The following is a 25,324-nucleotide window of genomic DNA, read 5'->3' as shown; positions in this document are numbered from 1 at the left end:
CGGTGAGCGAGTACCAGTACTACGAGTTCAGCGCCGTCGACCGGCCCCTCACCGGCCGGGAGCGGGCCGAGCTGCGGTCGCTGTCGACCCGGGCCAACATTACCGCCACCAGCTTCGTCAACACCTACGAGTGGGGCGACTTCAAGGGCGACCCGCGCACGCTGATGGAGCGGTACTTCGACGCGCACCTGTACCTGGCGAACTGGGGCACCCGTCGGCTCATGCTGCGGCTGCCGAAGCACGTGCTCGACTCCGGCACGGTGGCCCAGTACTGCCAGGGTGACAGCGCGTCCACGTGGACCGCCGGCGAGCTCGTCATCATCGACCTTCACGACGAGGACGAGGACGGCGCCGACGAGTGGGACCTCGACGGCGACGGTCTGCTCACCTCCATCATCCCGGTCCGGGCCGGCCTCGCCGCCGGCGACCAGCGCCTGCTCTATCTGGCCTGGCTGCGCTGCGTACAGTCCGAGGACATCGCCGACGACGAGCCCGAGCCGCCCGTCCCCGCCGGACTGGGTACCCTCGACGCGCCGCTCACCGCCATCGCCGAGTTCTTGCGCATCGACCCCGACCTGATCGCGGCCGCGGCGGCCGGGTCGGCGCCGGCCACCTCCGGCGAACCGACCGCCGCGCAACTACGCACCTGGGTCGTCGGCCTACCCGCCCCGGACAAGGACGCCATCCTGACCGACCTGATCACCGGCGGCGAAAGCCACCTGCGCAGCCGACTGCTGCGCCGCTACCGCGACGCACACCGCACTGACAAGCCCACCCCCGCAGTCGCCCGCACCGCCGGGGAACTGCTCGCCACCGCCGCAGAGATGCGCGCCGTGCGGGAACGACGGGACGCCGAGCAGCGTGAACGCGACCGGATCCGCCGGGAGCGGTCCGCCGCAGCCGCCCGGCAACGACACCTCGGCACCCTCGCAGTTGACCAACCCGCCGCCTGGCAACGGGTCGACGAACTCATCGCCACGAAGAAACCCCGCGAATACGACACCGCCGTTCAACTCCTCGTCGACCTGCACGACCTCAGCGAACGCGACGGGGACAGTCCGTCGTTCCAACACCGGCTGGCCGAGCTACGGGCGGCGCACGCCCGCAAGCCCAGCCTGCTCGAACGCCTCAACCGTGCAGGCCTCGAAACCTGACGGCATGGTTCGCCGCCCGGTGACCATCACCGAGGCGCGCAAGATCGTGGACAGCTCGGCGTTCCGGCGCGACGCCCCTGATAGCAGCGGCTTGGACTGCGGGTGTCCGTCGGGACCGGCAACCGTACATCGAACCGTGTCGTTTGCCGTGTGGACCCGGAGGGTCGGGTGACTGTCTGGGTGTGTGCTGCCGATGTCATGGCTAGCTTGGAGTAGGACGCCCCGGCCCTCGCTGACGACCGCTGTATCAGCACTGGATGGAGACTTGCGACCGATCGCCCTTTCCGAAGTTGTGGCTACTGAATCGCGGCGGGTCCACGCCCCTTGACCAGTACGAGCGAAGAGGGTGATGCCCCGATGGGCAGCCTGTGGGCCGGCGTCGACGTCGGCAAGACCCACCACCACGTGTGCGTTATCGACGACGACGGCACCGTGGTGATGTCCGAGAAGATCCCCAACGACCAGCAGGCCATCTCCGGCATCGCCGGACGGCTCGGCAAACGCCGTAAGCCGATCCGCTGGGCCGTCGACCTGCGCGGCGGACCCGCTTCGCTGTTGCTGGCGGTCCTGTTCGACCGGGGCGTGGACGTGCGCTACGTCAGCGGCACGGTCACCTCGCGGATGGCGGAGGCGTTCCACGGCGAACGCAAGACCGACGCCCACGACGCCTACGTCATCGCCCAGACCCTGCGCATGCGTGGCGATCTACCGGCCCTCACCCTCGCGGACGGGGTGCAGCAGCAACTGAAGCTGCTCGTCTCCCGCCGCCTCGACCTGGTCGCCGACCGGGTCCGCATCACCGCCCGCCTCCAAGACCTCTTGACCATGATCAGCCCCGCCTTGGAGAAACGCTCAACCTGCGCAGCAAGGGCGCGCTCCGGCTCCTCGCGCAGTGGCAGACACCCGCCGGACTGCGCCGCGCCGGCGAGGCCCGGATCCTGGACTATCTACGCCAGCACGGCGTGCGGGCCGCCAGGACACTGGCCGCCAAGGTCCTCACCGCCGCCCGGACGCAGACCGTCGCCGGCGCCGGAGAGGCCACCGCGGCCGGGATCATGGCGCAGATGGCCGCCGATCTCGAAGCGGTCGACGACCGGATCACCGCCACCGAGGAAACCATCGCTGGCATCGTCGCCGACCACGAGTTGGGGGAAATCGTTACGAGTCTTCCGGGTATCGGCACCACCCTCGCCGCCGAGTTCCTCGCCCACGCCGGCACCCTCACCACCTACCCCAGCGCCGCGTCGCTCGCCGCTCACGCCGGGCTCGCGCCGATCTCCCGGGACTCCGGCCGCCGACAGGGCCACCAGATTCGGCCCAACCGCTACCACCGGGGCCTACGCCGGGTGTTCAGCATGTCCAGCTTCACCGCCCTGACCCACTGCCCACGATCACGCGCCTACTACGACAAGAAACGAGCCGAGGGGAAGACCCACCGCCAAGCCACCGCCGCCCTGTCCAGACAACGCCTCAACGTCCTCTGGGCCTGCATCCGCGACAAGACCCCCTACCAGCTCAAACAACCAAGATCAGCAGAGCTGGCACCATGCGAACTCGCGTAGAGACTCCTCCAGCGGATGCCAACCCGGGTGAACCGGTGCCAACGCGGGTCACCGCGACCGACCGCCGGTCGCAAACCGGGGATCGTGTGCTCGGCGTGTAGTCCTGGGCTGGGCGAACGGCGGTCCGGGTGACGTGGGCGAACGTGGGCCACTCCCTGCCACCCCAGGTGAACCCCAAGGTCGCTAGACTGGGCCCTCGCGCCCCCGTAGCTCAGGGGATAGAGCATCGGTTTCCTAACCCGACGCTCCGCCTGTGGCCCCAGCCTGATGACCTGCGCTTCCTTGTTTCCTGCCATTGCGTGCCGGTCGCTGTGCGGCCCTGCTGTGATCGCTTGCTGAAGATCAGCTGGAGCGTTGTGGATCCTGCGTGTGCAAGCTTATCGCTTCTTGCGGCGCCCCTTCCGTAGGGCTGACTCGGCTTCCTGGCGTCGACGGATGGCAGCATCGTCGCGCTGAGGAACAATGGCCCGCGTCCGAGAGGCGGGGGCGGCGGCCTCTGCTGTCGCGGACTCGGCGTGCGCCAGCGGCTCGCCACTGCTGCAGGACGGTGGGCAGGCTTTCGCGGGTACGGAACCACGACACAGCTGCTGCGGTAGAGGGGTCGCTCGCGTCTTCCCACTCGGCCATCTTGTCGGGCTCGAAGAGGAAGTTCGCCGCGAGTTGGAAGTAGAGGTCGTCCTTGGCCTCGGCGAACTTCTTCATCGCCTGCACTTGGCGGATACGTGGGCAGAATGCCGCGCCGATGAACCATGTGGCGCCGGCCATGACCGCGCCTGAGTCCTCGCCCTCCTCCGGCGTTGGCGCGCAGAGGAGGTCCACGATGCGCTGCTCGGCGTCATCGAGCTGGATAGGGACCTCGTCGCGGAGGGCGGTCTCGTACGCCTGGCGGGCGTCGTCGGCACCGGTAAGGCGGTGCGTGCGACGCAGCCCGGCCATGTCGAACATCAGGATGCTCTTGCCAACCTGAATTTCGCTGTCGTGGCCGTACACGGCGGCGGTGCTGTCGAAGCCGGCCAGCACAAGCGTTTCGCAGCGTCGCTGACCCTTGCGCTGTGCGTCGCCCAGCCGGGCGTGGGGCGACGAGACGAACGGGCACACCTGCGCGGCATAGAGCGCGCACACCTCGTGCACCGGCGCCTCGTTGAACGTGGGGGTCTCGCCCATGTGTTGCAACTGGTCGTCGAACGTGACTTGCCAGCGCAACTCGTCGCGAAACGGCATGGCGCACACCGCGCACAGGTCGTAGGCGGCAAGAACAAGCTTGCGCTGCTCGGACAAGGCCCCGTAGTCCTCCTCGCCCGGTTCCTGCGGAATGACCGCGATGATCGGGTACCCACGGGGGTCCAGATGTAGGTGCGAGCAGCGCACGGGCGCCTTTACTTCTGCGGGGCGAGCGCCAACACCTGTTCGGGAGCCAGTGACCACGTGCCCAATTTAGGGCCCAGAACACACATTCTCCTGGCGGCCCAACGTGTCGGCTTGTTCATCCTTTTGCTGGTGGTTGCCCCCGATCTACGGTGTCGGCCAGCGTCACCGCCGGTGGTATCGCAGGTTCGCCTCGCCGCCGTCGTCATCGCCACCGCCCTCAGTCTGACCGGGCTACATGCCGGTAACCCAAGGCAGGATCTTTGGAGCTGGGGCCGGGCTGATCGATGCCGCGGCGGATCGAGTTGATCACTCATGCTTCGGTCAGGAATTCCAGGGCGGGGGAACGTTGGCCTCCGGTCCATTCATCGCCGACCGAACTTCGGCGCTGCCGGGATAGCTGAGTGTGGGCAGGGCGATCGTTCGGTGGGCCTGGACGATGAGGTTAGCGGCGAGCCGACGTGTGATTCGCCGGCCAGACACGCTGGTGGGCGAGCGTCTGGGTCGATGACGACTGGGAAGCTGCCGTGATCGTCTTGCGCGCCAGTAGCGCAGACCACTGGCGTGCATGCGGCGCTTCGGGGGATCGCAGCCAAGAGAGCAGCTCCCAGCCCCGGCGCACGTGGAGCGACGATCAATGCGCTGCCGCGCCTAACCGTACCGGGTGGGGCGCAGGGCGCAGGGGCAGGGGGCAAAGATAGGCAATCCCCCCAGGCGACGCGCTTCCAGCGAAACCACACCTATATCAAGGCGACCGTACGCTCCGCGCAAGGAGTGTCGGAGGGGGCGAAGAAGGCAGGGGCGCCTGCGCAGCTCAGAGGCTGCTTGACCTGAGATGATGATGGGCCTGTCAGGGAGCCACGAGTGGCGGACGCAACGAGGCAGCCGGAGGCATCTGCCTGGAAACTTCCGTACAACTGCCGTACGCTGTTGTCAGAGGTGATGAGAGATGGCACCCAAGACCGAGCGCATCGAGATGCGGACCGACCTTGAAACGAGCGACCTACTCACCCGCGCAGCCCGAACATGTGACGAGTCTGTCTCGTCGTTCGTCCTGAAGGCCGCTCGTACTGAAGCGGACCGAGTGCTAGCGCGGGCGGATCGCACCATCATGTCAGCAGAGCAGTTCGATGAGATGATGGCCGCCTTGGACAAGCCGGATCAGCCGACCAGGCTTGCTGAACTGGCCTCTAAGCCGCGGAGGTTTCGCCGCAAATGACCGAATGGCTGTCCGGGCCTCTAGAGTTAGAGCATGAAGTTGAGGGATTCGACTGTGGCGTCGAATCCCTCAACACCTGGCTCATTGGGCACGCCCGCAGTGCTGCGGCTAGCGGCACTGCCAGGACGTACGTATGGACAGCTTCTAATGCGAACGCCGTCATGGCCTACTACGCGATCACCCCTACCGTGGTCGTCCGGGGCGAGTTGACCAAGAAACAAGCTGGCGGGTCGGGTGACGTTCCTGGCTACCTTCTGTGCAAGCTAGCCCTGCACAGGGCGCTGCATGGACAAAAGCTTGGTGGTGAACTCCTGCTGGATGCCCTGGAGAAAATCGTACACGCTGCTGACGGATTTGGCGGCCGCCTTATTGTCGTCGACGCTATCGAATCGGCAGTTGACTTCTATCAACATTATGGATTCAAGCCAGTCATTGGCGTGCCTAATCGGCTCGTAATGAAAGTGGCGACCGCGAGGAGCGATCTCGGACTCGGGAGCCTTCAGTTGTCAGCCAACCGCGAGGCGGGGCTGGTGTCTATGGTGCTTAACCGCCCAGACGGCTCGTCTACCCCGTTCATTGGGGACATTGCGCAGGCGCGCGCGGTAGCCAGGGAGATGTTGGCCGCCGTTGAAGAACGAGAGCGAGCGGGCGCGACCGATGCGAGAGTTGATCTTCATGCGGTCATGGTGAGGGCCCTCGGCAGAGACCCGTTCGCCGAGGAAGAGTGAGTTGCAAAGTCATCGCTTGCTCCGCCCTTGGCTGTAGTTGCGCAGTTGCCGGACAGGCGGGTTCGGGACAGCGAAGGGTAGGGGATGGTGGCACTACCCCCGCCGCCGTTTGAGGCGGTGCTAACTTTCCGTCGACTATCAGGCTGGCAGGCCCGGTCAGCTGCGATTAGACGCTGCTCCACAGTATGTCGTCGATGCGACGTGCAATCCGCGTTGAGAGCCGTCGCCCCGCCCGTCGGCGAGCGAGCCGGGATGCCTCGGCGATCGAGTGCCGGCCGGTGACGACGAGTCCGTGACTATCAGCGCTTCCGAAGAGTGCACCGCTGTAGAGGCATCCCGGGTTGCAGTCTGCTTCATCGCGGTCGAGGGTCCCGGTAGCGAAGTGATGCAGGTGGGCGCCCACGTCACCGATGCCGTTGGGAGCAATGACTGCGATGAGCAGTTGAAGTGCCTCGTTGGCGGCGGCGGCCATGGAGAAGGCAAAGACGTTTTCGTTGTGGCTTAGCGGATGGTCGCGGTTGAGGCCGGCAATGTAGGACGGATTGTCGAGTTGGCCGGTGCGTTCGAGGGAGACATCGGCCGGATCGTACTGTCCCAGGCATTCCAGGCAGGCGCGGCCGGGCGCTGCCATGTGTGCGCGCCATTCGGCCCCGCGCATCCTCTGGCCGTCGCTGCGGATGAGGATGCCGCCGTCGACGACTGGTATGAGGTGGGCGTAGGCGGCGAGGTTGAGTACGGCTCGTGGCCAGGGCCGGTCGACGCAGCTGAACAGCACGTCACAGTCCAGCGCGTGTGCCAGTCCGTCGGGTTCCACGACAGACAGTTCCAGTGCGGTGATGTCCGGGTTGCCGGCGGTGCCTGACCGGCGTAGCGCCCTGGCGAGGGTCTCAACCTTGGAACGGGCGAGCTCGACGTCGCGCGTGGTCGCGTGTAGGAGTCGGTCGAGGTTGACCGCCTCGACGGCGTCAAAGTCCAGCAGGGTGATGCGCTCGACGCCGGTGCGGGCGAGGGTTTCGGCGACGAGGGCGCCCACGCTGCCCGCGCCGATGATGCCGACGTGCAGCCGCGTGAGGCTGGCCTGCAGGTCGGGTCCCCACGCGGAAACGGTGCGGGTGAGCTGCTCTCGCAGGTCGGGGATCGGACGCAGGGAGTTGTTCCACGAGACTGTGATGCGATCGCCGACGCATCGGACGTTCTCCGCCCACTGCGGCGCGTAGCGCCGGGCGGCCGCTCGATGCCACATGCGGGCGCTATAGGTTTGGTCGCTCACGGCGTAGGTCAGGCCGAGCAATGGCAGACCGGTGAGGGCGACTGCTTGGGCCGCGTGGCCCGACTCGGCAGCGTGGTCGTCATCGCTGAGGTCCTGCCAACCACGGCCCTTGGGGTGGCTGTGCACGAGTGCCAGCCCGGCGCCGGTCTCGGCGGCGAACGCGGCTGCCCGCAGGAAGTAGCCGGAGGTGAACGAGACGTTGCCGTGGAGGAGACGCTCGCCGCGCCCGGGCCAGATCACCTCCCCGATGACGGCGCTGGTGCGGGTTGCGCCGGTGCTCGGCCGCCAGGTCAAGAAACACAGGTCCTCTTGGCCGTCCGAGCGGATGAGGTGTTCGGCAAGCCGGGTCGCGACGGTCGTGGTCATGGCCACCGACAGGCGCCGCCGGGCCGAAATCGGGCCGCTGGTCACGACCGGGCGAAGAGCGTGCGCAGGTGCCTTAGGTAGGCGCGCATGCTCCGATCGGTCACCCAGTTCTGGGCTGGGCGGCTCCAGTACTCCCACTCAGCCCCGAGGGGAGATGCGTGAACCGCGCCGTCTGGGTGCCCCAGCCGAGGGCTGACGTGCGGGCCCGGCGGCGGTGACACCGGCCAGTCGGGTGGGATGGCGAGTGCCAGCTTGATCTCCTCCCCAGCGTGTCTGCCTACTTCGACGCGGTAGGTGAAGACGGCCAGCTCACCCTGTTGGGTGACATCGTCGTGGCCGGTGGCGGCGAGCGCGGCGAGGAAGCCCGCCGCGCCCACCGTCGGCTGCTGCACCGTGGTCATGAGGTCGGAGTCGGGCCAGTCGACACCGACACGAACGTGTCGCCCGCGTGCACGCGGATCGGGGTGTCGCCGCGTCCCTCGTACGACTCCTGGCGCCGTCCCTTGACCTCGACGAGGTACGCCGAGGCCGGGTCGACCCCGGCCAGGCTGAGGATCTGGTTCGGCGTCAGGTCCTTCTCGGCGGTCGTGACCGGTTCGTCATCGACCTTGAAGGTGATGGTCTTCGCAGGCTTGGCCTGTTCCGCTGAGGCGTGCGTGGATGGCGCTGTCATCGCTGTGCTCCTTGATGTCAGGTTTCTGTGTGGTTCTGCCGGCTGGCTCGCTCGTCACGGCACTTGTGTCGTTCGGTGTCGAGCGACCGCCCGGACGGTCAGCGGCGAGGGGGACAGGAGGTTGTTAGTCCAGACGCCGTCGGCATGCGTGCGCAGGTACTTCGCCCCGCGCGACGGGGTCACCACGGCCACGTGCGCGCGGTTGCCCCGGCCGTCTTCGGTGCACGCCTTGCCGCCCTGGTTCTCGATCGACGAGACGAGCTGCTCGCGCGTGCTGCTGTCCTCCTGGTTCGTGGAGTCGGACAACCACCACAGGTGGGTGATGTGTTCGTGGTCCGACCCACCCTCGAGCCGGACCGCGGTGATCTGGATGGCCACGACCCCTCCGCGTGCATCATCAAAGCTTCAGTACCACTTCGGTGGCACCCTAGCAGAGGTTGTTGCAGCGAAGCGGCAGTGCCGCACTAAGGTTGGGGTATGCGAACCTTGAGGACGCGATGATGGCCGAGCTCCCGCTTCAGGAAACTGAGCGGCTCGACCTCGCCGAGTTCGGGCGGATGCTGCGGGAACGCCGCGGAACGCTGTCCATTCGGCAGGCAGCCGCCGATGCTGGTGTGAGCTTCAGCACGTTCTCGCGGGTTGAAGCCGGTGCGCACCCTGACCTCGCGACGTTCACACGTCTCTGTTCATGGCTGCGGGTACCAGCGGCGAGGTTTTTCAACCCGGTGACCGAGCGACGGATGACACCCCTCGACGAGGCCGTCACTCACCTCCGGACCGACCCACGGCTGACGCCCGAAGCGGCATCGACGCTCACGTCCGTGCTCACTGACATGTACAACACACTCGCCCGGGACCTGCCACAACCACGAACGGCAATCGCCTGCCATCTGCGTGCAGCATCGGTAATGAGACCAGGAGTCCCGCACCGCCTGGCGTCCCTCCTGACCGACATGCGCGATGAACTTGAACGACAGGTGGAGGCAGGGGAACTGTGACACTGCCCCGCGGATTCAAGGCCGCCGCAGAGCGGCGCGCGCTCGAGCTGCGAGCCCAACTCGGCCTCACCCCCACCGACCCGCTCGACATGGCGGCTGTTGCTGACCACCTTGAGATGAAGATCGTCAGCGCCGCCGCCCTCGTGGACGTCGCGAGACTCGAGGAACTCGAGCGCCTCCAAGCATTCGCGTTCTCCGCCGTCACCTTCGAGATCAAGGGACGTCCGTTCATCGTCACGAACCCACTACGTCCCCCAGCGCGCATCGTCAGCGACCTCGCACACGAGATCTCTCACATCCTGCTCGAACATGATTTGTCTGAAATCAGCGAGTTCGACGGGGTGCCGTTCCGGACGTGCCGCCCTGACGAAGAGGAGCAAGCAACTGCCTTGGGCGGAACATTGCTGCTCCCGCGCCCCCTCCTGATCCGGGCCGCTGCGAAAGGAATGGGCCCCGACGAAATCGCCAGCCGGTTCGCAGTCAGTATCGAGATGGCCCGATTCCGCTACAACACAACAGGGGTTGGCAAACAAGTCCGGGCCGGCCGACGCTGACGGGCCAGCGACTCGCAGCTAACCCGGCCGAGAGGCCGCTACAGGCTGCGGCCCCGATCAAAGGCTTGCCTCGTGGTCTCGAGCGCGCTGTGCAGCTTCGCCAGAACCGAATCGAGCGCCGTCGCGGCATCGACCAGCGGCGTTACGCAGCACTCACGCCAGTGTTCCGCGTGTTCGTTACCATTGGGTTTCCACCGTTCCGTGGCGATAAGCGCGTGGACTCTCACCTGGTCGTCGTCGAGTACCTGTATCGCGCCTGCGGCCACCAGCGTGTGCGTGTACTTCGGTAGGTTCTCGACAACGCACATGTAGCCGCTCTCGAAGTGGATGCGCTCGCCGGGGACGCCTGGTGCACGAGATCGTTGGTGTTCGGGTATCGCAGCGACACTAGTGTGCTCGCCGACCTCGACGTTCGGCCAAGACCTCATTGCCATGCCGATCTCGCCTACCGCACTCTTCACTTGATCAAGCAGAGGTGAGCAGATCGTGACGGCTCGCGCTCGCTCCTCCTCAGCCGACCGAACACTTTCCTTCAGCTCGTTCAGCCGTTCGCTCAAAGATCCGGACCGACGTGGGGGGTTCGCGAAGGACGGTGCTGTCGACGCTTCAACGGCGGCCACCGCATCAAAGGGCATGCAGGCGAGGTGACGGTTATGGTAGACAAGCTTCAATACCTCGACGTCGGGGTATTTTTTCAGGGTGGCCATCAGGGCGGGAAGCCTGCTGTCAGGAAAGGCATCACCGAGGAACACGCCGGTCAGTGCCGCGCGGACGGGAACTTCGACGGGAAGCACGGACTGATCTACGAGGACGAGCCGGTACTCGCTCTCGTTCGCCCAGTCCGCGTGCTTGCGGAAGAAGATCTGATCTCGGTGCACGTCCGCGTAGTTGATTGCCACAGCGTCGAGACCGAACTCGAGAATCTGCCCGAGGTCGACTCCATGCGGGCCTGCCCCGATCGATGCTCTACGATACTCAACAGGGCCGTGGAAGCGAAGAAGCGCGTCGGGTACCGCCACCTGGCTGAACGCGGCGATCAGCTTGTCACGATCGAACCGCAGACAGATTCCCGCGTGGCCGGCTCCGTAATGCGCCCAAGTGGCAAGATGGTTCCACCCCCGAAAGGCATCTCGGTTCGCGACGGTGTCGGGCAGGCTCCAGTCCTGGGTCAAACAGACGACCTTCGCGTGTTTCCGAATCACTTTGTCGAGGTCGTTCCATACCTTCAAACCAGAGCCGGGATCGAGGTCGTCGCGGTGCGAGCTGAGGTTCGGGTGCAGTGGACGGGACTCCCAGAGGTCGTTGGTCGACTCGAAGGGCGACAACCGGAGCGTCCCGCTGCGCAGGATGCCGAAAATCGCCGCCTCAGCAGTCGTGTAGTGGAACAGATGATTGGTCAACGTCCTTGCGGCGCTGAACAGCTCCGCCTCTAGGAACGCTTCGTGAGTGAGCATGTCCCACATCCAAGCACGAGATCGAAGGTGCCACGGTCGCCATGGCCGCCCAAGCAGGGTGCTGGGACGGCGGCCAACTTTCGGTCGCTCGCGGCATCGCCGAGCAGGTGTGGCAGAGGCGTCATGAACCTGCGATCCCTGCTCAAGTCGTAGCCGGTCATCCTCTCCGGCAGGTGTAACGAGGAACTTAGACGCAAGGGTGCTGAGCGTCCAAGAGCCCAGATCCGGCAAGCGGCCTGCGGCTGAGGTCCGGCACCGCAACCACAACCGGTGGGAGAATCGACGCAGCAAGAACGCTGGCCCGAGCACCGAGATCGATCGCTAGGAGTTGGCCGTGGAGGTGACACCGGAACTGGTTCTCGACCGTGTACGTGCTGCGGGCGGCCGGCTCGAGTTGACGGGATTGGACGAGGCGACCCTTGAGGCGTGGCGGCACGCGGCGAAGACAGCCAAGCTGCGGCTCCTACGAGCAGGTCCGCACCGGCTGCGCACGTCGTCGTCGCCGGGTGCGATGTCGCTGCTGCTGGTCCAGGTCGACCGACACGGCGTGGAAGCGCCCGCGAAGCCGCAGCCGGTTCAGCCAACCCGGGTTGCTCCGCCGCGTCCCCGGCCCCGCACGCAGGAGTTCCTGGGCCGAATCGTCCCGGCTCCCTCGACAGTGCGCCGCCCGCACCAGATCTTGGAGGACTTGACCGAGGCGTTGGACCACCCCGAGCGGATGATCTACGAGAATCGGCCGTACCTGATGCCGAACACGCGCCGGCCGTTGCAGCGGATGCGGCAGATCTGGCAGGCCATCATCACCGAGGCCGAGTTCCGCGGCTACGAGACGCAGTTCCAACACAACCAGCGGGACCGCTACGACAGCGGACAGCTGGTTCTGCGCATCGACCGAGACGAGTTCCCGATCCAGGTCTACGGCGAGCGCGGCCAGCCACTGCGGCTGACGATCACGGAGACGCACCCGGCACGGCGCCGCGGCTACGACACCTGGACCGACACGCCCGACAAGCCCCTGCACAAGCAACTCGGTGAGGTGTTCACCCATATCGAACGGTGGGCCGACCTACTGATCGAGCGTCGCGAGACCGAGCAGCGCCGCGAGCAGCAGCGCATGCGTGAGCGCGACCGGCGTGGAGCCGAGGCCCGGCGCCAATTCACCGAGGACCACCGCCGTACGACCATCCAGGCGCGTATTGGTGAGCGGCAGTTAGCCGACGACGCCCGCGCCTACGCCGCCGCGCTGCTTGCCGTCGCCGCTGACCTGCGACCGGCCCGCGCCGAGAAGGTGCGGGCCTGGGCGGAATGGATCCTGTCGCACGCCGACCAGGTGGATCCCCGCCTCAACCGAGAGGGCATGCCGACAACCCCGAAACCCGAGCGCGACGACCTACGGTCGTACCTGCCGGCGGGGCACTGGCTCTAGTCGTGGTACCAGCGGCGGTTTGGATGCCACGGCCGCTGCGGTAGCGGCGGGCTGATTCTCTCGTCGTGCCGCCGCCGGGGGGCGGTCGCTGTTGGCGGTGGATCGTCGGGGACGCCGGGTTGGTCGGCCAGCGGATCCAGACCGTCCGCGTAGGTGTGAGCCCACGACAGCCACGGGTCCTCGGGCGGCATCCCAGCGGCGACGAGGTCGCCGCAGTAGGAGCGGATGTCCCCGGCCAGCAGCCACGCGCCGACCTGATCCCGCAGGACCTGGTCACGGTGCGACGTGACCACCCGGTCGCGTTCCTGCTGCAGTCGCCGCTGCTCCGCCCGCACGGCCGCCTCCCGGCGGTCGTGCAGCCGCCGGCCCCGCTGGCGCAGGTCTGACAGGACGGCGGGCAACTCGTGCTCGAGGCGTTTGCGGGCGTAGTCCTTCCACTCGGCGACTCCACCGTCCGTGTCGGTGACGGTCAGCACGAGGCGCAGCGTCCAGCGGGATCCGCTCTCCTCTCGCATCCGCACCTCGATCGGCTGGTCATTCACGACCACGCTCAGCAGCGCCTCCTTGCCGACGCGGACGACCCACCCCCACGACTCCGCGTCCTTGCAGATCGATTGCAGGAGCAGCAATGCCCTGGACCGGTTTTCGTCAGAGGCCGGCAAGCGGTTCGGCTGATCGCGCAACCCGTCAACGACCGGGTGCGGATTCACCAGCGAATCGGCGATCGGGGCCGACGATCGGGCTTTGGGCTGGTAGTGCTTGCTCGGGTGACGGCCTCGCCGTAACTCGATGACCAGATCTCCGGCGTCACGGCCCCGGTGAACCAGATGCCAGCCCTTCGGCACCTTCCCACCGGAGCGCATCGCGTGGATAAGTCGACGCCACGCCGCCCGCACCTGCTCGGGCGGATCAAGAACCTGCAGAGATCCACCCGCCTTCTCCAGCAGGTCCAGTAACCCCTGTACGGAAGCGGGTGGCTTCGTGGAGCCGGGCAGGGCATCCATAAGAGCATGCTCGCATACCCGTCGTTCAAGCCGTGCGTGCGACGTGCGCGCCTAGTGCACCGACAACAACGCTGACTCGGTTCTCGCGCCGCGCGCCCTGACTGGACTGAATCAAGGCCGAGTTCACCGCCGCGAGGCATTTCCTACTGGTCTGCGTCCATGCCGTCGGCCCTGTAGTCGGGTCGGTGAGGTCGACGCGGGTTGCCAGAGGCAGTGACATGGGAGCGGCGTGGCGGTCGTCCCAGGTGATGATGTGGCTGCACGGGCAGGCCGGCAGACGGTGCGTACGAGTGGACCAGCAGCGGTCACCGCAGTAGGAGCGCGTAGGAGGAGCATCCCTCGATGGGGTACCCCCTGATGCGCCCGCGCGGTCGCCTTCATAACGTGCGAGATCGTCGGATTATCGACGAGCTTCTCGCGAAGCGCTGCGCGCTAGACTCCTGCGTCAGCGATCTGAGTTGATCGTTGGATAGGGGGTTCCGGCGTGGTGGAAGATGACGGATCGCGGCTGCGCCGAGAGGGCCGACCTGTGGCCTGGGATGGATACTGCGGCGAGCCTGTCGCCTGGCTGACGGTTGGCGAACCCGTCGCCGGCACCTTGTACGGTGGCTCAGGCCCGATCGCCTACACCCACCTCCTGACCGTCGAGGAGGCCATCGAGGTCTACGGACCGATCAGCGAGTGGGTCGTCGGCCCGCAAGGCGGATTCCGCCGGGTGTGTTTCGGAGAAACAGTGTTCTCCAGCGTCGAACTCGGTCGCGGTCTCGAAGCCCGCACGCTGCCTGAGGGCATTGTCACGGTCGAGGATCCGGACTTGGACTGGCCGTGCCCGCAGTGCGGCGCCGCACCGGGCGAACGCTGCAACGGAGCGTCCAAGCACCGGGTCCGTCGCGCCCGCGGCGAGGAGTACCAGCGCCTCCAGCACGAGATGAGCCAGCTTCGGGACACCGTTGCGAAGCTCCGCAGGCAGAACGAACTGCTCGACGAGCAGGTGCATGCCCTGCGGCGCGAGCAACGCAAACGAGTACCGATCTGTGGCAGGCCTACTCGAGCCGGGCGACCGTGCCAGGCCGACGCGATCACCTACCCGACACCGATCGAGTCGTGCCGTATCCACCTCACGCCCGAGGAGAAGACGATGATCGCCGCCGCAGAGGCGCAGCGGCGGGCCGAGTTCGCGGCCCGCCCGACCGGGAACTGATCTGCCAGCCCGAACTGGTCAGACGCACCGCCCTCCGGTGAGAGCAGACCAACTCATCTCGTGGCGTTGTGATGGGCTCCTTGCAAGATCGCCCACGACACAACCGGCCGCAACTGGTGCCCCGCCCCCGGAACCTTCCCACACCGAGCACGAGCCCTGCGCCGCCGGCACTGGGGCCCTCCTGTCACCCGGCCGGCACGGCACGGCACCGGACAGGAGGTTCCGCCGGGCCTTGGGGATTCGCTCCGCAGCGGCCTATTGAGGTGTCGTGTAGCGACTGCGGTGGACGGCGGTCTACCAGCGGCGACGCCGGTAAACGGGGACTTCGCGTACGGGCATTTCGGACCAGTGCAGTGGGCGGTCAACGACAGGGCGGGCCAGGTAGGGGGTGATCCGGTCGCGTTCGTGCTCTTCGGCGAACTGTTCGGCTCGCGCGGTTTCACCAGCAAGGTCAAGCGCTTTGATGAGCTCTACGACGAGTAGGTCGAGGCGATGGTTCTCCGCCTCAGCGGCCGTGAGGCGTTCGTGGGCGACGACCGCGCGGTGGCCGCACCATTGCCGCAGAAGCTCGTGCTCGGGTCGGACATGCTTGCGGTACCGCCGATACTCCCATTCCGGACTGGACAATTCGCCCTTGCGGATGGGGTGCGGGCCGCCGTGTTTGCACTTGTGCCGGGCCTCGACCTCCTCCTCGATCACATGCTCCAGGATGCTCTGCGAGTGAACGCGGCAGGCGACCTCCGCGATCATGACTGTGCCGGCGGGCGAGACAACTGCGCCTTCACCGGTGGTGAACCACTGCACCTTCGCGAGGACCTCCTCGACGGGCACTCGGAGAATTTCCGTCAGCCTCGTGCGGTCCTTGATGACTGTCGCGTTCTCGACCGGACGCCAGTCCAGCTCCGCCACATCTTCTGGGATGAGGGCAGAGAAGACGGTGTAAACCGCGCTTCGTTCGACGGGGTCGAGTTCGAAGTCGTCGATGCGCTGCCAGCCCGCCTGTTGGGCATCATAGGCCTCGACATCCGACCAGCGGACTTTCAGCCGAGTCGACGGCACGGTTTGCGCAGGGCGACCGCTGTCGAGGAACTCCACCTCGATGCTCGCCGTGAGCTTCTTCGGTGTGACAGCCTTGATGCGCACGTGTTCCGACGGTGCGTTGTCTCGAAGGCGGTACGCCCATTCGTCACCGACGACGTACTGCGATGCATCGAACGCCACCTGAACCGCCCCTCGGATGCCGATCCTGCCCTGAGACAGTAGAGCTCGCGTGCGCAGTACGACTCTGACGTCGACTGATGGCCGACGACTGCAGAATGTTGAGAGCCTATGCCGAGGGGGAAGTCGTTGATATAACTGGCCGATGGTCGACATCGCCGCCCCGCTGAAATCGCACCAAGTCGAGGTGCTGCGCTGGGTAGAGGCTGGATGTCCCGACGCCGACATGCCCGGCGACGGCGCGAAACACACCGCGAGGGCGTTGCAGGGGCGCCGTCTGGTCACCGTGTCGCGTCGGGACGGCCGGTGGTCCGCCGCCCTGACCGAGCGGGGCCGCTACTACCTAAACAACGGCCGGTACCCGGCCGTGACCGGCACGGCGATCGCGGCGGCCCGCACCCTTCCGGAAAGCTGTTCCACGCAGCCGGCCTCTGGCGGAAAGGGCCGCCAGTCGACGACGCGGCCGTCCGTGATTCAAGAAGCGACCGCCCTGATCGAGCGGCTCCAGACCAATGGCGGCACCTTGGTGGTGTCGGACCCGGACACCGACAAGCGTGCGAGCTATCGGCGTGCCGTCCATGCCGCTAAGCAGCACAAACTTGTGCCAGTCGGCTACGATCTCCGGCACACTGGCCGCAACACCGGCGACCTCGTCATTCGCCTCTACTCGGCAGCGCATCCCTACGACACCGACTGGAACCGGCTACGGCTCAACCAAGGCGACATCCGCACCCCGCCGCCGGTCGACTACAGCGCTCTCGAACAGGACCCCACCACCCTGCAGGTAGCAGCGGAATCGATGCCCCGGGTGATTGGTCTGCTTCACACGCTTGACCATGCCGGGGCGGACCGCAAGTGCCGCGTCGGTGTCGACCGCACCACGAAAAACCCGAAACCGTTCCTCAAGTTCGGCAACGCGCGGCGGTCGCTCGATATCTTCGAAGAGTACGACCAAGTGCCCCACCTGCTTACCGCCGACGAACGGCGAACGAAGCGACTCCGTCCCTGGGCAGACATCCCGGAGTTCGACAAGGTAGCCACCGGCCGCCTCCGGCTCGAAGTCAGGAAGTCCCAATCCGGCCAGCGCCTCACCTGGAGCGACACCGCGACCAGGAGCTTGGAACAGCAGGCCGTCCACATCGTCGCCGACATCATCAAGGCCATCGAAGAGCAGGAGCAGATCTCCGCAGCCTTCCGGCAGCGCGAGAAGGAGCGGCAAACAGCGGCGAGACTCGCCGAGCAACAGGCAGCCGAAGAGCGTCGCCGCTGTGACATCGAACGCAGGACAAGGTGGGAGCACGCCATCACAAAAGCCCGCCGCCTCGCCGTGGAGGAGCACCGCAGGACGACAGTCAACACCGCGATGCAACAGTGGCGGAACGCGGCAGAGATGCGAACGTTCTGCGACGCCCTCGAACACGCCTCCGCCCGTCAATCAGCCAGCAACAGCGAACTCACCGCTTGGTTGGGCTGGGCGCGCGCCCGTGCCGACGAGATCGACCCTACTGTCGGCCACTCCGCGCTCACAACCGTCGACTTCACCATCGAACCGAGCCCGGAAGATCTACGCCCACACCTGAACGGATGGAGTCCGCACCGTCCTGTGAAGGAATAGGAGACGACGCCGAGCGATACAGCCGACACCCACGACTGCGCCGGCCTACCCGGTCCTGCTGCACGTCCTGCGGCATGGCGCCGCCTCTCTCGCCCGCGACGCGGCACGGGCCGGAAGACGCCGCAGAACCTGCTCGGATAACTCCGACCTCGTCACCGCCACCGCCTGGGACGACTGTCTCCTCACCTGGAGAACGGGCCGTCACAGACCACACCCCCTGGCAAACAGGTCAACGTCAGCTACCCCGGCCAGGCCAGACCGCCCGGGAGCGCGAGCAACAGGCGGTCACCCATCTCAGCCGAGTGCTTCTCGCCGCCGAGACCGCCGGCTTGATCACCTGCTGGTGGTTCATTCGCAAAGGCGCCTGGCGCATCCCCTACCTCCTCACAACAGCCCAGACAGCGGAGGCCATGCCTGCTACGAAGCCCTGCCCGACCACTCGGCCAGCATGATCCGCACCGCGATGTCCACAACCTCACCAGACGAACATGCCTACCGGTCCGAGTCCTCGTCGTCAGACCTGTAGTCCGGATGAGTGAGGTCGACGCGGGTTGCCAGGTGCAGTGGCATGGGGGCGAGGGTGCGGTCGTCCCAGGTGATGGTGTGGTCGCACAGGCGGGCCGTGAGCATGACGAGTTCTTGTTCGCTCCACGCACCGCTTCGGGCGACGGCGATCTCGGTGCCGGTGTAGGAGTGCCAGTCATCCTTGAGTAGGAAGCGGATCTCCTCGGGCAGGGTCCAGGGACTGTATCGCGCGCCGATGCTGCCGCCCTTCGATCGGTAGATCCTTGAGGACTTGGGAAGTAGCCAGACGTTGCTGTCGGCGAGTCGATACACGTGGCGGTCTGGGGCAGCGGGTTGGCGGGGATCATTTCGGGGCTGGCGGCCGCCGTAGCGGTGAGCCGGTCGGGGTACCTCGCGGCTGGTGTTGGTTCGGACAATCGCCACGTCACGTTGGGCGGTGAGGCTGAGTGCGGGCAGCGCGCCGACGCCGAAGTGCTGGTTTTGCAGGCCAGCGTAGATCGAGCGAAATGCCACGGCATCCAGCATGATCACTACGGGACCTGGTGGGAGTGCGTCGAGCATCGACTCAACGTGCAGGCGTGTCTGGACTCCCTTGGCGCCGCGGCGGCCGAGTTGCGTGGAGCCGATGGGTCGGGCGTGGAAGTGCGCGATGCCGGTAGGTTGTGGAACCCACCGTGACGAGGCCTCACTCCACATCCAGACCGGCCAGTGCCGCAGTGGGTCTTGCTGGGCATGGATGGCGGTCGCAGCAAGAACGAGCTTCGGCGGCACCCCGTCGGTGCTGGAGTGCTGCAGGCGGGAGTGCAGCCCGACCAGGTGCACCGACTGGTGAACTGTGTCGTTGAGGAAATTTTGCAGGATGTCGCCGGTCAGGTCTGGGTGGAGAATGCCGGCGCTGCGTAGCAGCAGATCGGCGGCAGCGGCCATGGCCGGGTGGTCGACCTTGGCGGTGGCTTGTTTGTCGGCTTTGCGCTGGCGCTGGCGCTGGCGTGGCACGTCGGCAGAGGTCGGGGGCGGCGGAGGCGTAGCCAGGAACTGGGTGGTGATACCCAGTTGCGCTAGCAGACGGCGTACCGGGTATTTGGCGTCGTCAGTTGCTTTGCCGGTCGCGGCGTCGTACTCGGTTTCGGCCCAGGCAACCAGGGTTCCGGTCTCTCGCTTGGTGATCGCCTCGACACTCGCGGCGAGCGCTGAACGATCGTGGCTGCCGTGTTGAAGTAGTTCGGGGACGCGGTGAAAAGAGACGGCGAGACCGGGCTGGACCTCGACGGTGTGGTCGTCGAGGGCTGGTGCCGCCGCGGGATTGATGGCACTTAGCTGCATGGCCATGCGGTGTCGTGCTGCGGAGGTCGCGTACAGGCAGAGCAACCGGAGCCGCACGGAGCCGGCGGCTGACATGGAGCCTGCGATGACGTCCGGGGTCACCAGCAGGATCTTCTCGGTGCCCTTGTCCTTGGGGTTGGTCAGGACCTGACGCCGGGGCGTCCTGACCCTGGTGTCCGCACTCTTGGTCCACTCGAGCGGCAGCAGTTGCGGGCAGCTCCGGGCGATGTGCTCGGCCAATCGGAGCATGACCCGCGCGCCAGGGCCCTTGCCGACCGGGTGGATCCGGGGCCCGGGCACCAGTGGCCGGACTCGCTGTGGACGTGGCGGGAGGTCCTGGTCGAGATCGAGCCGTTCCATGCCGCACGCCTGAGCGATCACGGCGGCATGGTTGGCGACCTCGGTGCTCCACCGACCGTCGTCGGTGGTGGGCGGCACATTCCTGACAGGTACCCGCAGGATCGGCAGGTCAGGCTTGTCACGGTCGATCCAGGTGTTCTTGGAGCCGCGCCACTGGTTGTTGATCCGGGACAGATGGGCGTCGAAGACGACAGCGAGATCCGGGACGCGGGGCAGCGTGATGATCCGTGCGCTGACCCGGAGCATCGCGTAGGCAACGTATTCGGTGCTCCACTCGTTGGAGACGAGGTCATCCCAGGCAAGCAAGGAACCGTCGGTGTCCATCCGGAGCGTCAGTTGCGGACCGCTGTCGTCGAGGCGGAGGTTGTTCGAGCTGAGTCGTTTCATGATCGCCCAGGTGGCGGAGTCGAACAGCCAGCCGGGAGCCGTAGCTGTGCCGGAGTCAGCGAGGGTGATGTGGTCACCGAATGCTCGGCTGGTGTCGGCCCCCGGGAGCGCCGCGGCGAGGCTGTCGAGGTCCTCTCCCTTGCGGAGCTGTCGCTCGAAGGTTCTGAGGCAGGTGGCGAGGTGGAACGGTTCGATCGGTTCGGTGGTGAGGATCAGACCCTTGATGCCGGCGGCTTTGTCATCGTCGGACAGCTGCCAGTCGTCGATGATGCGTACCGGCCGTCCGTGCACGGCGGTCAGACCGGTAAGCAATTGCCGGTAAGCAGGGGTGGTGGGCGCGCCGCCCCGGCGCGGAGTTCGGGGAAGGCGCTGCCAGGCGGTGGAGAAGTCCTCACCCCACGGGTAGACCGTCGCCTGTCCGAGTAGATCAGCGACGTGCTCCGCTGGGATCCGGTAGCCCAGGGTGGCGAGCATGGTATCCCTCCGTCAGGTGAGGAGTGTGGCTTCGTCGTCGGCGTAGCGGAAGAACTCGGTCAGGGTCGTGCCGTAAAGCTGCTGCATCCGTGCCAGTTGGCCGGTCTGGTCCCAGTGGTTGCGCAGCCTACGAACCAGAGTGCCGAAGGTGGGGCCGCTGGAGGGGTCTAGCAGCGCGCCGTCGGCGAGGTAAATCGTGGCCGGTGTGCCGCCACGGCGGGCGCGTCCAACGAGCTGCACAATGCCGTTCATGATCTCGGCGGTGATCGAGAGCTGTACTCCGCGGGGCATTGTGCGGAAGTAGGGCAGGCTGGTGACGATCTGTTCGAAGTAGTGTCCGGCCGCCTGCTTGCGAGCGTCAAGGATGTCCGCTGGCCGGCGTGTGAGGCCAGCAAGGGCCTTGTCGTTGGCGTCTGGGGCCAGCGGATGGGCGTTGACGTGGGCTACCAGCTCAGTGGGCTCGTCAATGATCGGTACCGGACGTACCAGCAGCCAGATCGAGCCCAGCGCCGACCGGTCGCCGGTACCGATGATGTTGACACCGCGCTGGACGCGGGCCAGCGGCGCGATGAGGATTTCCACGCCGAGGCTGGGGGCCTCCTCAAGCCGGTCTGCGGGCAGTTCCCGCCAGATGGCCTGGTCGGGTTGATCCTCGCCGTTGTCACCGATGTTCGGCGTGGCCTGCGGACGGACTGCCAGGCAGATGCGCTGAGCATCGACGCCGGCGCGTAGCAGCCCCTCGGCGGCGGCTCGCGCGCCGTCGTAGGAGGTGGTGGCGAGCAGCACGAGGCGACGGTCCGGGTCTTCGACGGCGAGGCGTTGTAGCTCCTGCTCCAGACGGCTTCGCCACAGTAGTTCCGCGAGGAGACGTAGCGCTTCCTGGCGCCGGGCACCCTCCGTACCCGATACCCGGACCAGCCGGCTCTCACCCGCGACCTGCTCTCTGATGTAGGCGGGCAGGATCCGTACTCCCCGCGGGTCATCGTCGGTGACCCACCAGTGCGGTTCCAGGTGAACATGATGGTGGGGTGCCTGCGGAAAGAACGCCGTAGCCGACAGTCCCAGCACCGCCCTCCGCGTCCCGGCCCGGCACAGCGCGGTGATGTCGGCGAGGGTGGTGGTATAGATGTGGGGGTCGCCGCCGAAGGCTGCCGCGTTCAGTCGGATGGGTAGTCGTCCGCCTGGGTCAACATGTTGACTGAACGCGAACAACAGACGCCCAAGCGGGCCGTTGGGCAGTGCCCTCCACCGGCTGTAGGGACCGAACGTCTCGGCGATTTCCCGGGCGGCGGGCACACCAGCGGCGGCCAGATGCGGCGCGTCGAAGACGAACTGGCGCAGGTGCTGGCGCAGCCGATCCAGGATCGCGCGTTGCAGTAGTCGATCGATGGCCTTTGCTCGGGCCTTCTCGTCAGTGATGGGCTCAGCGAGCAACTCGTCGAGACGCTCCCGGCTGTCCTGCAGTCTGGTGGCACCGCTACCGACCTCAGTCACGGTGCCCAAGACCTGCCGTACGGCGGCGAATGCCACCGGCTCACCAGCCTGCGGAAGCTCCTCGCCGGGAAAGAGGGACCTGAATCCGGAGACCATCTCCGGGGTCAGCGGTTCGTGCTCGGCCAATCCGTACAACTGTGCGGTCAGGGCGCCGTCCCAGCGGCGGGGCACCAGCCAGTACCTGCCGGTCGCCGCGCCAGCGTTGCCATCGACGCCAATCGTGCCGAAGTACAGGGCGGCGGTGTACAGCGAGGCCAGGAATTTGGAGTGGTGGACCATGTCGCGGACGCTGGACTCGACCTCGCGGTTGATCCGCCCCGCGGCACGCACATACTCGTCCTCGAGTCCGTGCAGCGGGGTGTTGGTACTTCCACGGCGGTCCAGCAGCAGGCCGCGGGCGGCCTGTGACACCACGTTGTTCTGGAACGCGTCGATCTCGTCGATCACGACGAGATGACTGCGGCGGAATACCAGCTCTTCGACGGTCATCCGGTCGGTCAGGCCCCGCTCGTCGCGCACCGGAAGGTGCAGACGGCCGATGTGGAAGTTGGCGTGACTGGTCACGATCACTGATGCCTCGACCGCGGCGCGGGCGAGGCGGAACTTCCCGCACGTGGTCCGCCACGGGCACCCCCGCCGCACCCCGGCATCCTCATCCGTCGGTTGGAGGGTGCCGCATGGCTCCTCGCCGGGGGCCCATCCGTCGACCGACTCCTCGGTCTCTGCAGCCGCGGCCAGTGCACACCCGTAGCCGAGCCGGTCCATCGTCCACTCACCGTCGGGGTCCCAGGCCGGTCTCGTGCGCACCACCTTGCGTGCGACATTGAAAGTCGCCGACGGCGACATCAGGGCGGTGGCCGCCGCATCCAACCCCAGGGCGTCCAGGTCCTGCTCCACTGCCCGAGCAAGCTTGAGGACGTCAGCATTGGTTGGCACCACGATGGTGACGACCAACCCGCGAGTAGCCATCCAGCAGGCGATTACCTCCATGATCACACTCTTGCCGAGGCCGGTCGGCGCGTTGAGTAACCTCGTCTCACCGGCCGGAAGGCCGAGGATGCCATCCAGGGACACCATCCCGTCGACAGTGCAGAGGCGTCGACCCAGGGTGGTCACCCATTTGGCCCGGTAGCCGGCACCACCGCGGGCGGAATCGATCTTCTCGGCCAGCTCAACAAGCTCGCGCAGGGCGATGACGATCTCACCAGCCGGCGCGGAGGTGTGCAGGAGGGGAACGTCTTCCTCCACTTCGGTGGTGGGATAGACGGGCAGGAGGTACCGCTGATCCACCACCTTCGTCCGCCCGTCGCTCGTCGCGGCGCGAACCGTCGTGTGGTAACGCCCCGGCCCGGCAACCTGCGTTCTCCCACGGCCGACGCTGCTACGGCGCTCAAGTGCTTCCAACGCTTCGTCGGCGAAATCGCGTGCCGGCATGCCCGGTGCGCAGGCAATGGTCAGACCGTCGTCGGCGTCGGCCACGAGCCGGCAGCCGGGCAGCGCGTCTTGGCCGAGCCCCTGCAGGAGCGCGCGACGTACCCACTCGCCGTCGGCGTACTCGGCCCGCCGCAGGCGCAACAGCCGCACGATCCGCTGCGTGTCCTCGTCGGCGAGTGAACGCCACGCCGGCCATACGTCGACGTGTCCGTCAAGCAGGAACGCCACATCACGGCTGGACACCAGAACCGTGCCAGCCTCCGCCCCCAGCGGAAAGTGCACCGCAGCCATACCGACCGCCGCCCGGAGCAGCGACAGCGTGTTCTGGTCCAAGCCCTCCTCCCGCCGAGGTCGGCTCACGGCGCACTCCCCTTCCGACGCCGCAACGCCCCTTTGACCTGGCTCAGCAACTGCCGCTCCGTGAGCACGGCGTACCTCGGCAGGGCTTCCCGTACCGCGTGGGCCTGGCCCGCGTGGGTGTCAGGCAGCACGACGTAGCGGGCCGCGGGTGGGTTCGTCCGGATGTGCCGCAGTAGGCTTTCCACCGTGGCGTGCTCCTTCACGTCGATGTCCCAACGTCGGTCGCCCACGACGACGTCCAAGTCGTAGCGGTCGCAGCCCGGATACAACTCCACTCCGGCGCCGTCGTCGCGAAGGAGCCGTGCCAGCCGCAGCTCGGTTGCCCCAGGCACCACGATGAAGCGCCACACCGGCTCTTCCACCTGCACTGCTCCCTCGGCGTCGCGCCGCTCCGGCAACCTGCGAGCCACGCCCGCCGGTAAACGCTGGTCGACGCGGATCAGGCTCGGACCGGCACCCTTGGGCCGCTCGGTGACCTGGTAGGTCGCCATGTGGTAGCGGTACCGGCAGCGCACGATCCGGCCCTGCACGTCCAGCGGCCACCCACACACACGACACGGCCACCAATAGCGGCGCTCGCCACAGCGGTACGCCTGCCCGTCGGCAATCGGCACATAACGGGCGACCCGTACCGCTTGGCGCCCGTTGCACTCCTCCGCCAACCGCTGCTCCGCGTCGGCGGGACATTCGACGACGAACTGCCTCGCCGTCCGGTACGCAGCCTCGTCTCCGGCCGCTACGAGCTTCGCGAACAGCTCGTTCTCGACGTCGTTGGCCTGCATCCACGACCACGAGGGCAACCAGTCCTGGCTCGGGTCCAGCCCGTTGACTACCTCCCGGATGTAGTCCGAGCCGACGTCGTAGGCGGCCTCGGCCAACACGTCGCCGTCGCCAAGCAACACCACCTCGTCAACGCCGGTGCCGTAGCAGCCGCCGTCCTCGTCGGGGAGCCGAGGTAGCAGCTCGCCCAGCGGCCGACGCAGGCACCGGACCAAATCCAGTGGTGTCACGGGGCCGCTGCCGGGACCCAGCTCGAACATCACCACACCGGCCATCCGAGCGACCTCCTCGAACGCCCGCCGTTCCCGATCCCGCACCGACCAGGCGTAGGCAGCGCGTACGGACGCCGACGTGATCCGAGCTCGTCGGTCGAGCACGCT

19 protein-coding genes and 1 pseudogene are annotated in these 25,324 nt (G+C 66.8%); 9 read left to right on the top strand and 11 right to left on the bottom strand.

The genetic code is table 11. From position 1 onward, the window contains the following. The first annotated feature begins 2 nt into the window (after window positions 1-2). Both ACZ6NZ_RS01435 and ACZ6NZ_RS01430 read left to right on the top strand, forming a co-directional pair. Window positions 3-1,154 carry a hypothetical protein gene (locus tag ACZ6NZ_RS01435; RefSeq protein ID WP_465854797.1) on the top strand — a complete coding sequence of 384 codons (1,152 nt, stop codon included), beginning with the start codon at window positions 3-5 and terminating at the stop codon, window positions 1,152-1,154. Between the two features lie 357 nt (window positions 1,155-1,511). Further along, window positions 1,512-2,716 (top strand): annotated as a pseudogene (locus ACZ6NZ_RS01430) (IS110 family RNA-guided transposase). Window positions 2,717-3,058: 342 nt separating this feature from the next. On the opposite strand, the gene ACZ6NZ_RS01425 reads toward ACZ6NZ_RS01430, so the two are convergent. Then, a complete protein-coding gene (locus tag ACZ6NZ_RS01425) occupies window positions 3,059-3,994 on the bottom strand; it encodes a hypothetical protein (protein ID WP_465854795.1) in 936 nt (311 codons plus the stop codon). Window positions 3,995-5,030: 1,036 nt separating this feature from the next. Here ACZ6NZ_RS01425 and ACZ6NZ_RS01420 point away from each other — a divergent pair. Then, the gene (locus ACZ6NZ_RS01420) at window positions 5,031-5,300 is read left to right on the top strand and encodes a type II toxin-antitoxin system TacA family antitoxin (RefSeq protein WP_465854793.1); all 270 of its coding nucleotides are present in this window, start codon (window positions 5,031-5,033) and stop codon (window positions 5,298-5,300) included. Further along, window positions 5,297-6,028, top strand: coding sequence for a GNAT family N-acetyltransferase (locus ACZ6NZ_RS01415; RefSeq protein ID WP_465854791.1), 732 nt, complete (start codon window positions 5,297-5,299; stop codon window positions 6,026-6,028). The genes ACZ6NZ_RS01420 and ACZ6NZ_RS01415 overlap by 4 nt, the downstream gene beginning before the upstream one ends. A gap of 166 nt (window positions 6,029-6,194) precedes the next feature. On the opposite strand, the gene ACZ6NZ_RS01410 is transcribed toward ACZ6NZ_RS01415, so the two are convergent. Genes ACZ6NZ_RS01410 through ACZ6NZ_RS01395 form a run of 4 tightly spaced genes read right to left on the bottom strand, consistent with a single transcriptional unit; the run spans window position 6,195 to window position 8,715 of the window. Next, the gene (locus tag ACZ6NZ_RS01410) at window positions 6,195-7,664 is read right to left on the bottom strand and encodes a HesA/MoeB/ThiF family protein (protein ID WP_465854789.1); all 1,470 of its coding nucleotides are present in this window, start codon (window positions 7,662-7,664) and stop codon (window positions 6,195-6,197) included. A gap of 41 nt (window positions 7,665-7,705) precedes the next feature. Then, entirely contained in the window at window positions 7,706-8,065 is a 360-nt protein-coding gene (locus ACZ6NZ_RS01405; RefSeq protein WP_119577975.1) for a hypothetical protein, read from the bottom strand. Further along, window positions 8,062-8,337: a hypothetical protein gene (locus ACZ6NZ_RS01400; protein WP_366605479.1), complete on the bottom strand. Its 276-nt coding sequence runs from the start codon at window positions 8,335-8,337 to the stop codon at window positions 8,062-8,064. Before ACZ6NZ_RS01400 ends, ACZ6NZ_RS01405 begins: the two co-directional genes overlap by 4 nt. A 54-nt stretch (window positions 8,338-8,391) precedes the next feature. After that, window positions 8,392-8,715 (bottom strand): DUF3892 domain-containing protein, encoded by a 324-nt coding sequence (locus tag ACZ6NZ_RS01395; protein ID WP_465854786.1) that lies wholly within the window; start codon window positions 8,713-8,715, stop codon window positions 8,392-8,394. A gap of 122 nt (window positions 8,716-8,837) precedes the next feature. On the opposite strand from ACZ6NZ_RS01395, the gene ACZ6NZ_RS01390 reads away from it, so the two are divergent. Beyond that, window positions 8,838-9,335 (top strand): helix-turn-helix domain-containing protein, encoded by a 498-nt coding sequence (locus tag ACZ6NZ_RS01390; protein WP_366605477.1) that lies wholly within the window; start codon window positions 8,838-8,840, stop codon window positions 9,333-9,335. After that, entirely contained in the window at window positions 9,332-9,889 is a 558-nt protein-coding gene (locus ACZ6NZ_RS01385) for an ImmA/IrrE family metallo-endopeptidase (RefSeq protein WP_465854784.1), read from the top strand. Before ACZ6NZ_RS01390 ends, ACZ6NZ_RS01385 begins: the two co-directional genes overlap by 4 nt. Before the next feature lie 38 nt (window positions 9,890-9,927). Here ACZ6NZ_RS01385 and ACZ6NZ_RS01380 read toward each other — a convergent pair whose 3' ends face one another. Further along, a complete protein-coding gene (locus ACZ6NZ_RS01380) occupies window positions 9,928-11,352 on the bottom strand; it encodes a DUF2971 domain-containing protein (RefSeq protein ID WP_465854782.1) in 1,425 nt (474 codons plus the stop codon). A 325-nt stretch (window positions 11,353-11,677) separates the two neighbouring features. Between ACZ6NZ_RS01380 and ACZ6NZ_RS01375 the strand changes: the two genes are divergently transcribed. Next, complete coding sequence (locus ACZ6NZ_RS01375; RefSeq protein ID WP_465854780.1) at window positions 11,678-12,769, top strand: hypothetical protein; 1,092 nt, start codon at window positions 11,678-11,680, stop codon at window positions 12,767-12,769. Here ACZ6NZ_RS01375 and ACZ6NZ_RS01370 read toward each other — a convergent pair. Beyond that, entirely contained in the window at window positions 12,766-13,398 is a 633-nt protein-coding gene (locus tag ACZ6NZ_RS01370; protein WP_465854778.1) for a hypothetical protein, read from the bottom strand. The two genes, ACZ6NZ_RS01375 and ACZ6NZ_RS01370, sit on opposite strands and share 4 nt — an antisense overlap. Window positions 13,399-14,257: 859 nt before the next feature. Between ACZ6NZ_RS01370 and ACZ6NZ_RS01365 the strand changes: the two genes are divergently transcribed. Then, a complete protein-coding gene (locus ACZ6NZ_RS01365; RefSeq protein ID WP_465854776.1) occupies window positions 14,258-14,974 on the top strand; it encodes a zinc finger domain-containing protein in 717 nt (238 codons plus the stop codon). Window positions 14,975-15,268: 294 nt separating this feature from the next. Here the strand turns inward: ACZ6NZ_RS01365 and ACZ6NZ_RS01360 are convergent, their stop codons facing one another. Further along, a complete protein-coding gene (locus ACZ6NZ_RS01360) occupies window positions 15,269-16,195 on the bottom strand; it encodes a hypothetical protein (protein ID WP_465854774.1) in 927 nt (308 codons plus the stop codon). 142 nt (window positions 16,196-16,337) lie between these two features. On the opposite strand from ACZ6NZ_RS01360, the gene ACZ6NZ_RS01355 reads away from it, so the two are divergent. Next, window positions 16,338-17,807, top strand: coding sequence for a hypothetical protein (locus ACZ6NZ_RS01355; RefSeq protein WP_465854773.1), 1,470 nt, complete (start codon window positions 16,338-16,340; stop codon window positions 17,805-17,807). A 492-nt stretch (window positions 17,808-18,299) separates the two neighbouring features. Here ACZ6NZ_RS01355 and ACZ6NZ_RS01350 read toward each other — a convergent pair whose 3' ends face one another. From ACZ6NZ_RS01350 to ACZ6NZ_RS01340, 3 genes are read right to left on the bottom strand one after another with little or no spacing between them, the layout of a single operon-like run. Further along, window positions 18,300-20,876 (bottom strand): RNaseH domain-containing protein, encoded by a 2,577-nt coding sequence (locus tag ACZ6NZ_RS01350; RefSeq protein WP_465854771.1) that lies wholly within the window; start codon window positions 20,874-20,876, stop codon window positions 18,300-18,302. A 12-nt stretch (window positions 20,877-20,888) separates the two neighbouring features. Continuing rightward, the gene (locus ACZ6NZ_RS01345) at window positions 20,889-24,137 is read right to left on the bottom strand and encodes a hypothetical protein (protein WP_465854769.1); all 3,249 of its coding nucleotides are present in this window, start codon (window positions 24,135-24,137) and stop codon (window positions 20,889-20,891) included. Window positions 24,138-24,160: 23 nt separating this feature from the next. Beyond that, window positions 24,161-25,321 carry a restriction endonuclease-related protein gene (locus tag ACZ6NZ_RS01340; protein WP_465854767.1) on the bottom strand — a complete coding sequence of 387 codons (1,161 nt, stop codon included), beginning with the start codon at window positions 25,319-25,321 and terminating at the stop codon, window positions 24,161-24,163. Window positions 25,322-25,324 lie beyond the last annotated feature (3 nt).

This window comes from Micromonospora sp. NPDC047756 (genome assembly GCF_055587245.1).
This window is presented reverse-complemented; position numbering and strand designations above follow the sequence as displayed.

Bases quoted from the DNA above. Each gene is read 5' to 3' on its own strand.
- ACZ6NZ_RS01400 (WP_366605479.1), bottom strand. From the start codon at position 8,337: ATGACAGCGCCATCCACGCACGCCTCAGCGGAACAGGCCAAGCCTGCG.
- ACZ6NZ_RS01390 (WP_366605477.1), top strand. From the start codon at position 8,838: ATGGCCGAGCTCCCGCTTCAGGAAACTGAGCGGCTCGACCTCGCCGAG.
- ACZ6NZ_RS01405 (WP_119577975.1), bottom strand. From the start codon at position 8,065: ATGACCACGGTGCAGCAGCCGACGGTGGGCGCGGCGGGCTTCCTCGCC.
- ACZ6NZ_RS01415 (WP_465854791.1), top strand. From the start codon at position 5,297: ATGACCGAATGGCTGTCCGGGCCTCTAGAGTTAGAGCATGAAGTTGAG.
- ACZ6NZ_RS01355 (WP_465854773.1), top strand. From the start codon at position 16,338: ATGGTCGACATCGCCGCCCCGCTGAAATCGCACCAAGTCGAGGTGCTG.
- ACZ6NZ_RS01410 (WP_465854789.1), bottom strand. From the start codon at position 7,664: ATGACCACGACCGTCGCGACCCGGCTTGCCGAACACCTCATCCGCTCG.
- ACZ6NZ_RS01420 (WP_465854793.1), top strand. From the start codon at position 5,031: ATGGCACCCAAGACCGAGCGCATCGAGATGCGGACCGACCTTGAAACG.
- ACZ6NZ_RS01350 (WP_465854771.1), bottom strand. From the start codon at position 20,876: ATGCTCGCCACCCTGGGCTACCGGATCCCAGCGGAGCACGTCGCTGAT.
- ACZ6NZ_RS01380 (WP_465854782.1), bottom strand. From the start codon at position 11,352: ATGTGGGACATGCTCACTCACGAAGCGTTCCTAGAGGCGGAGCTGTTC.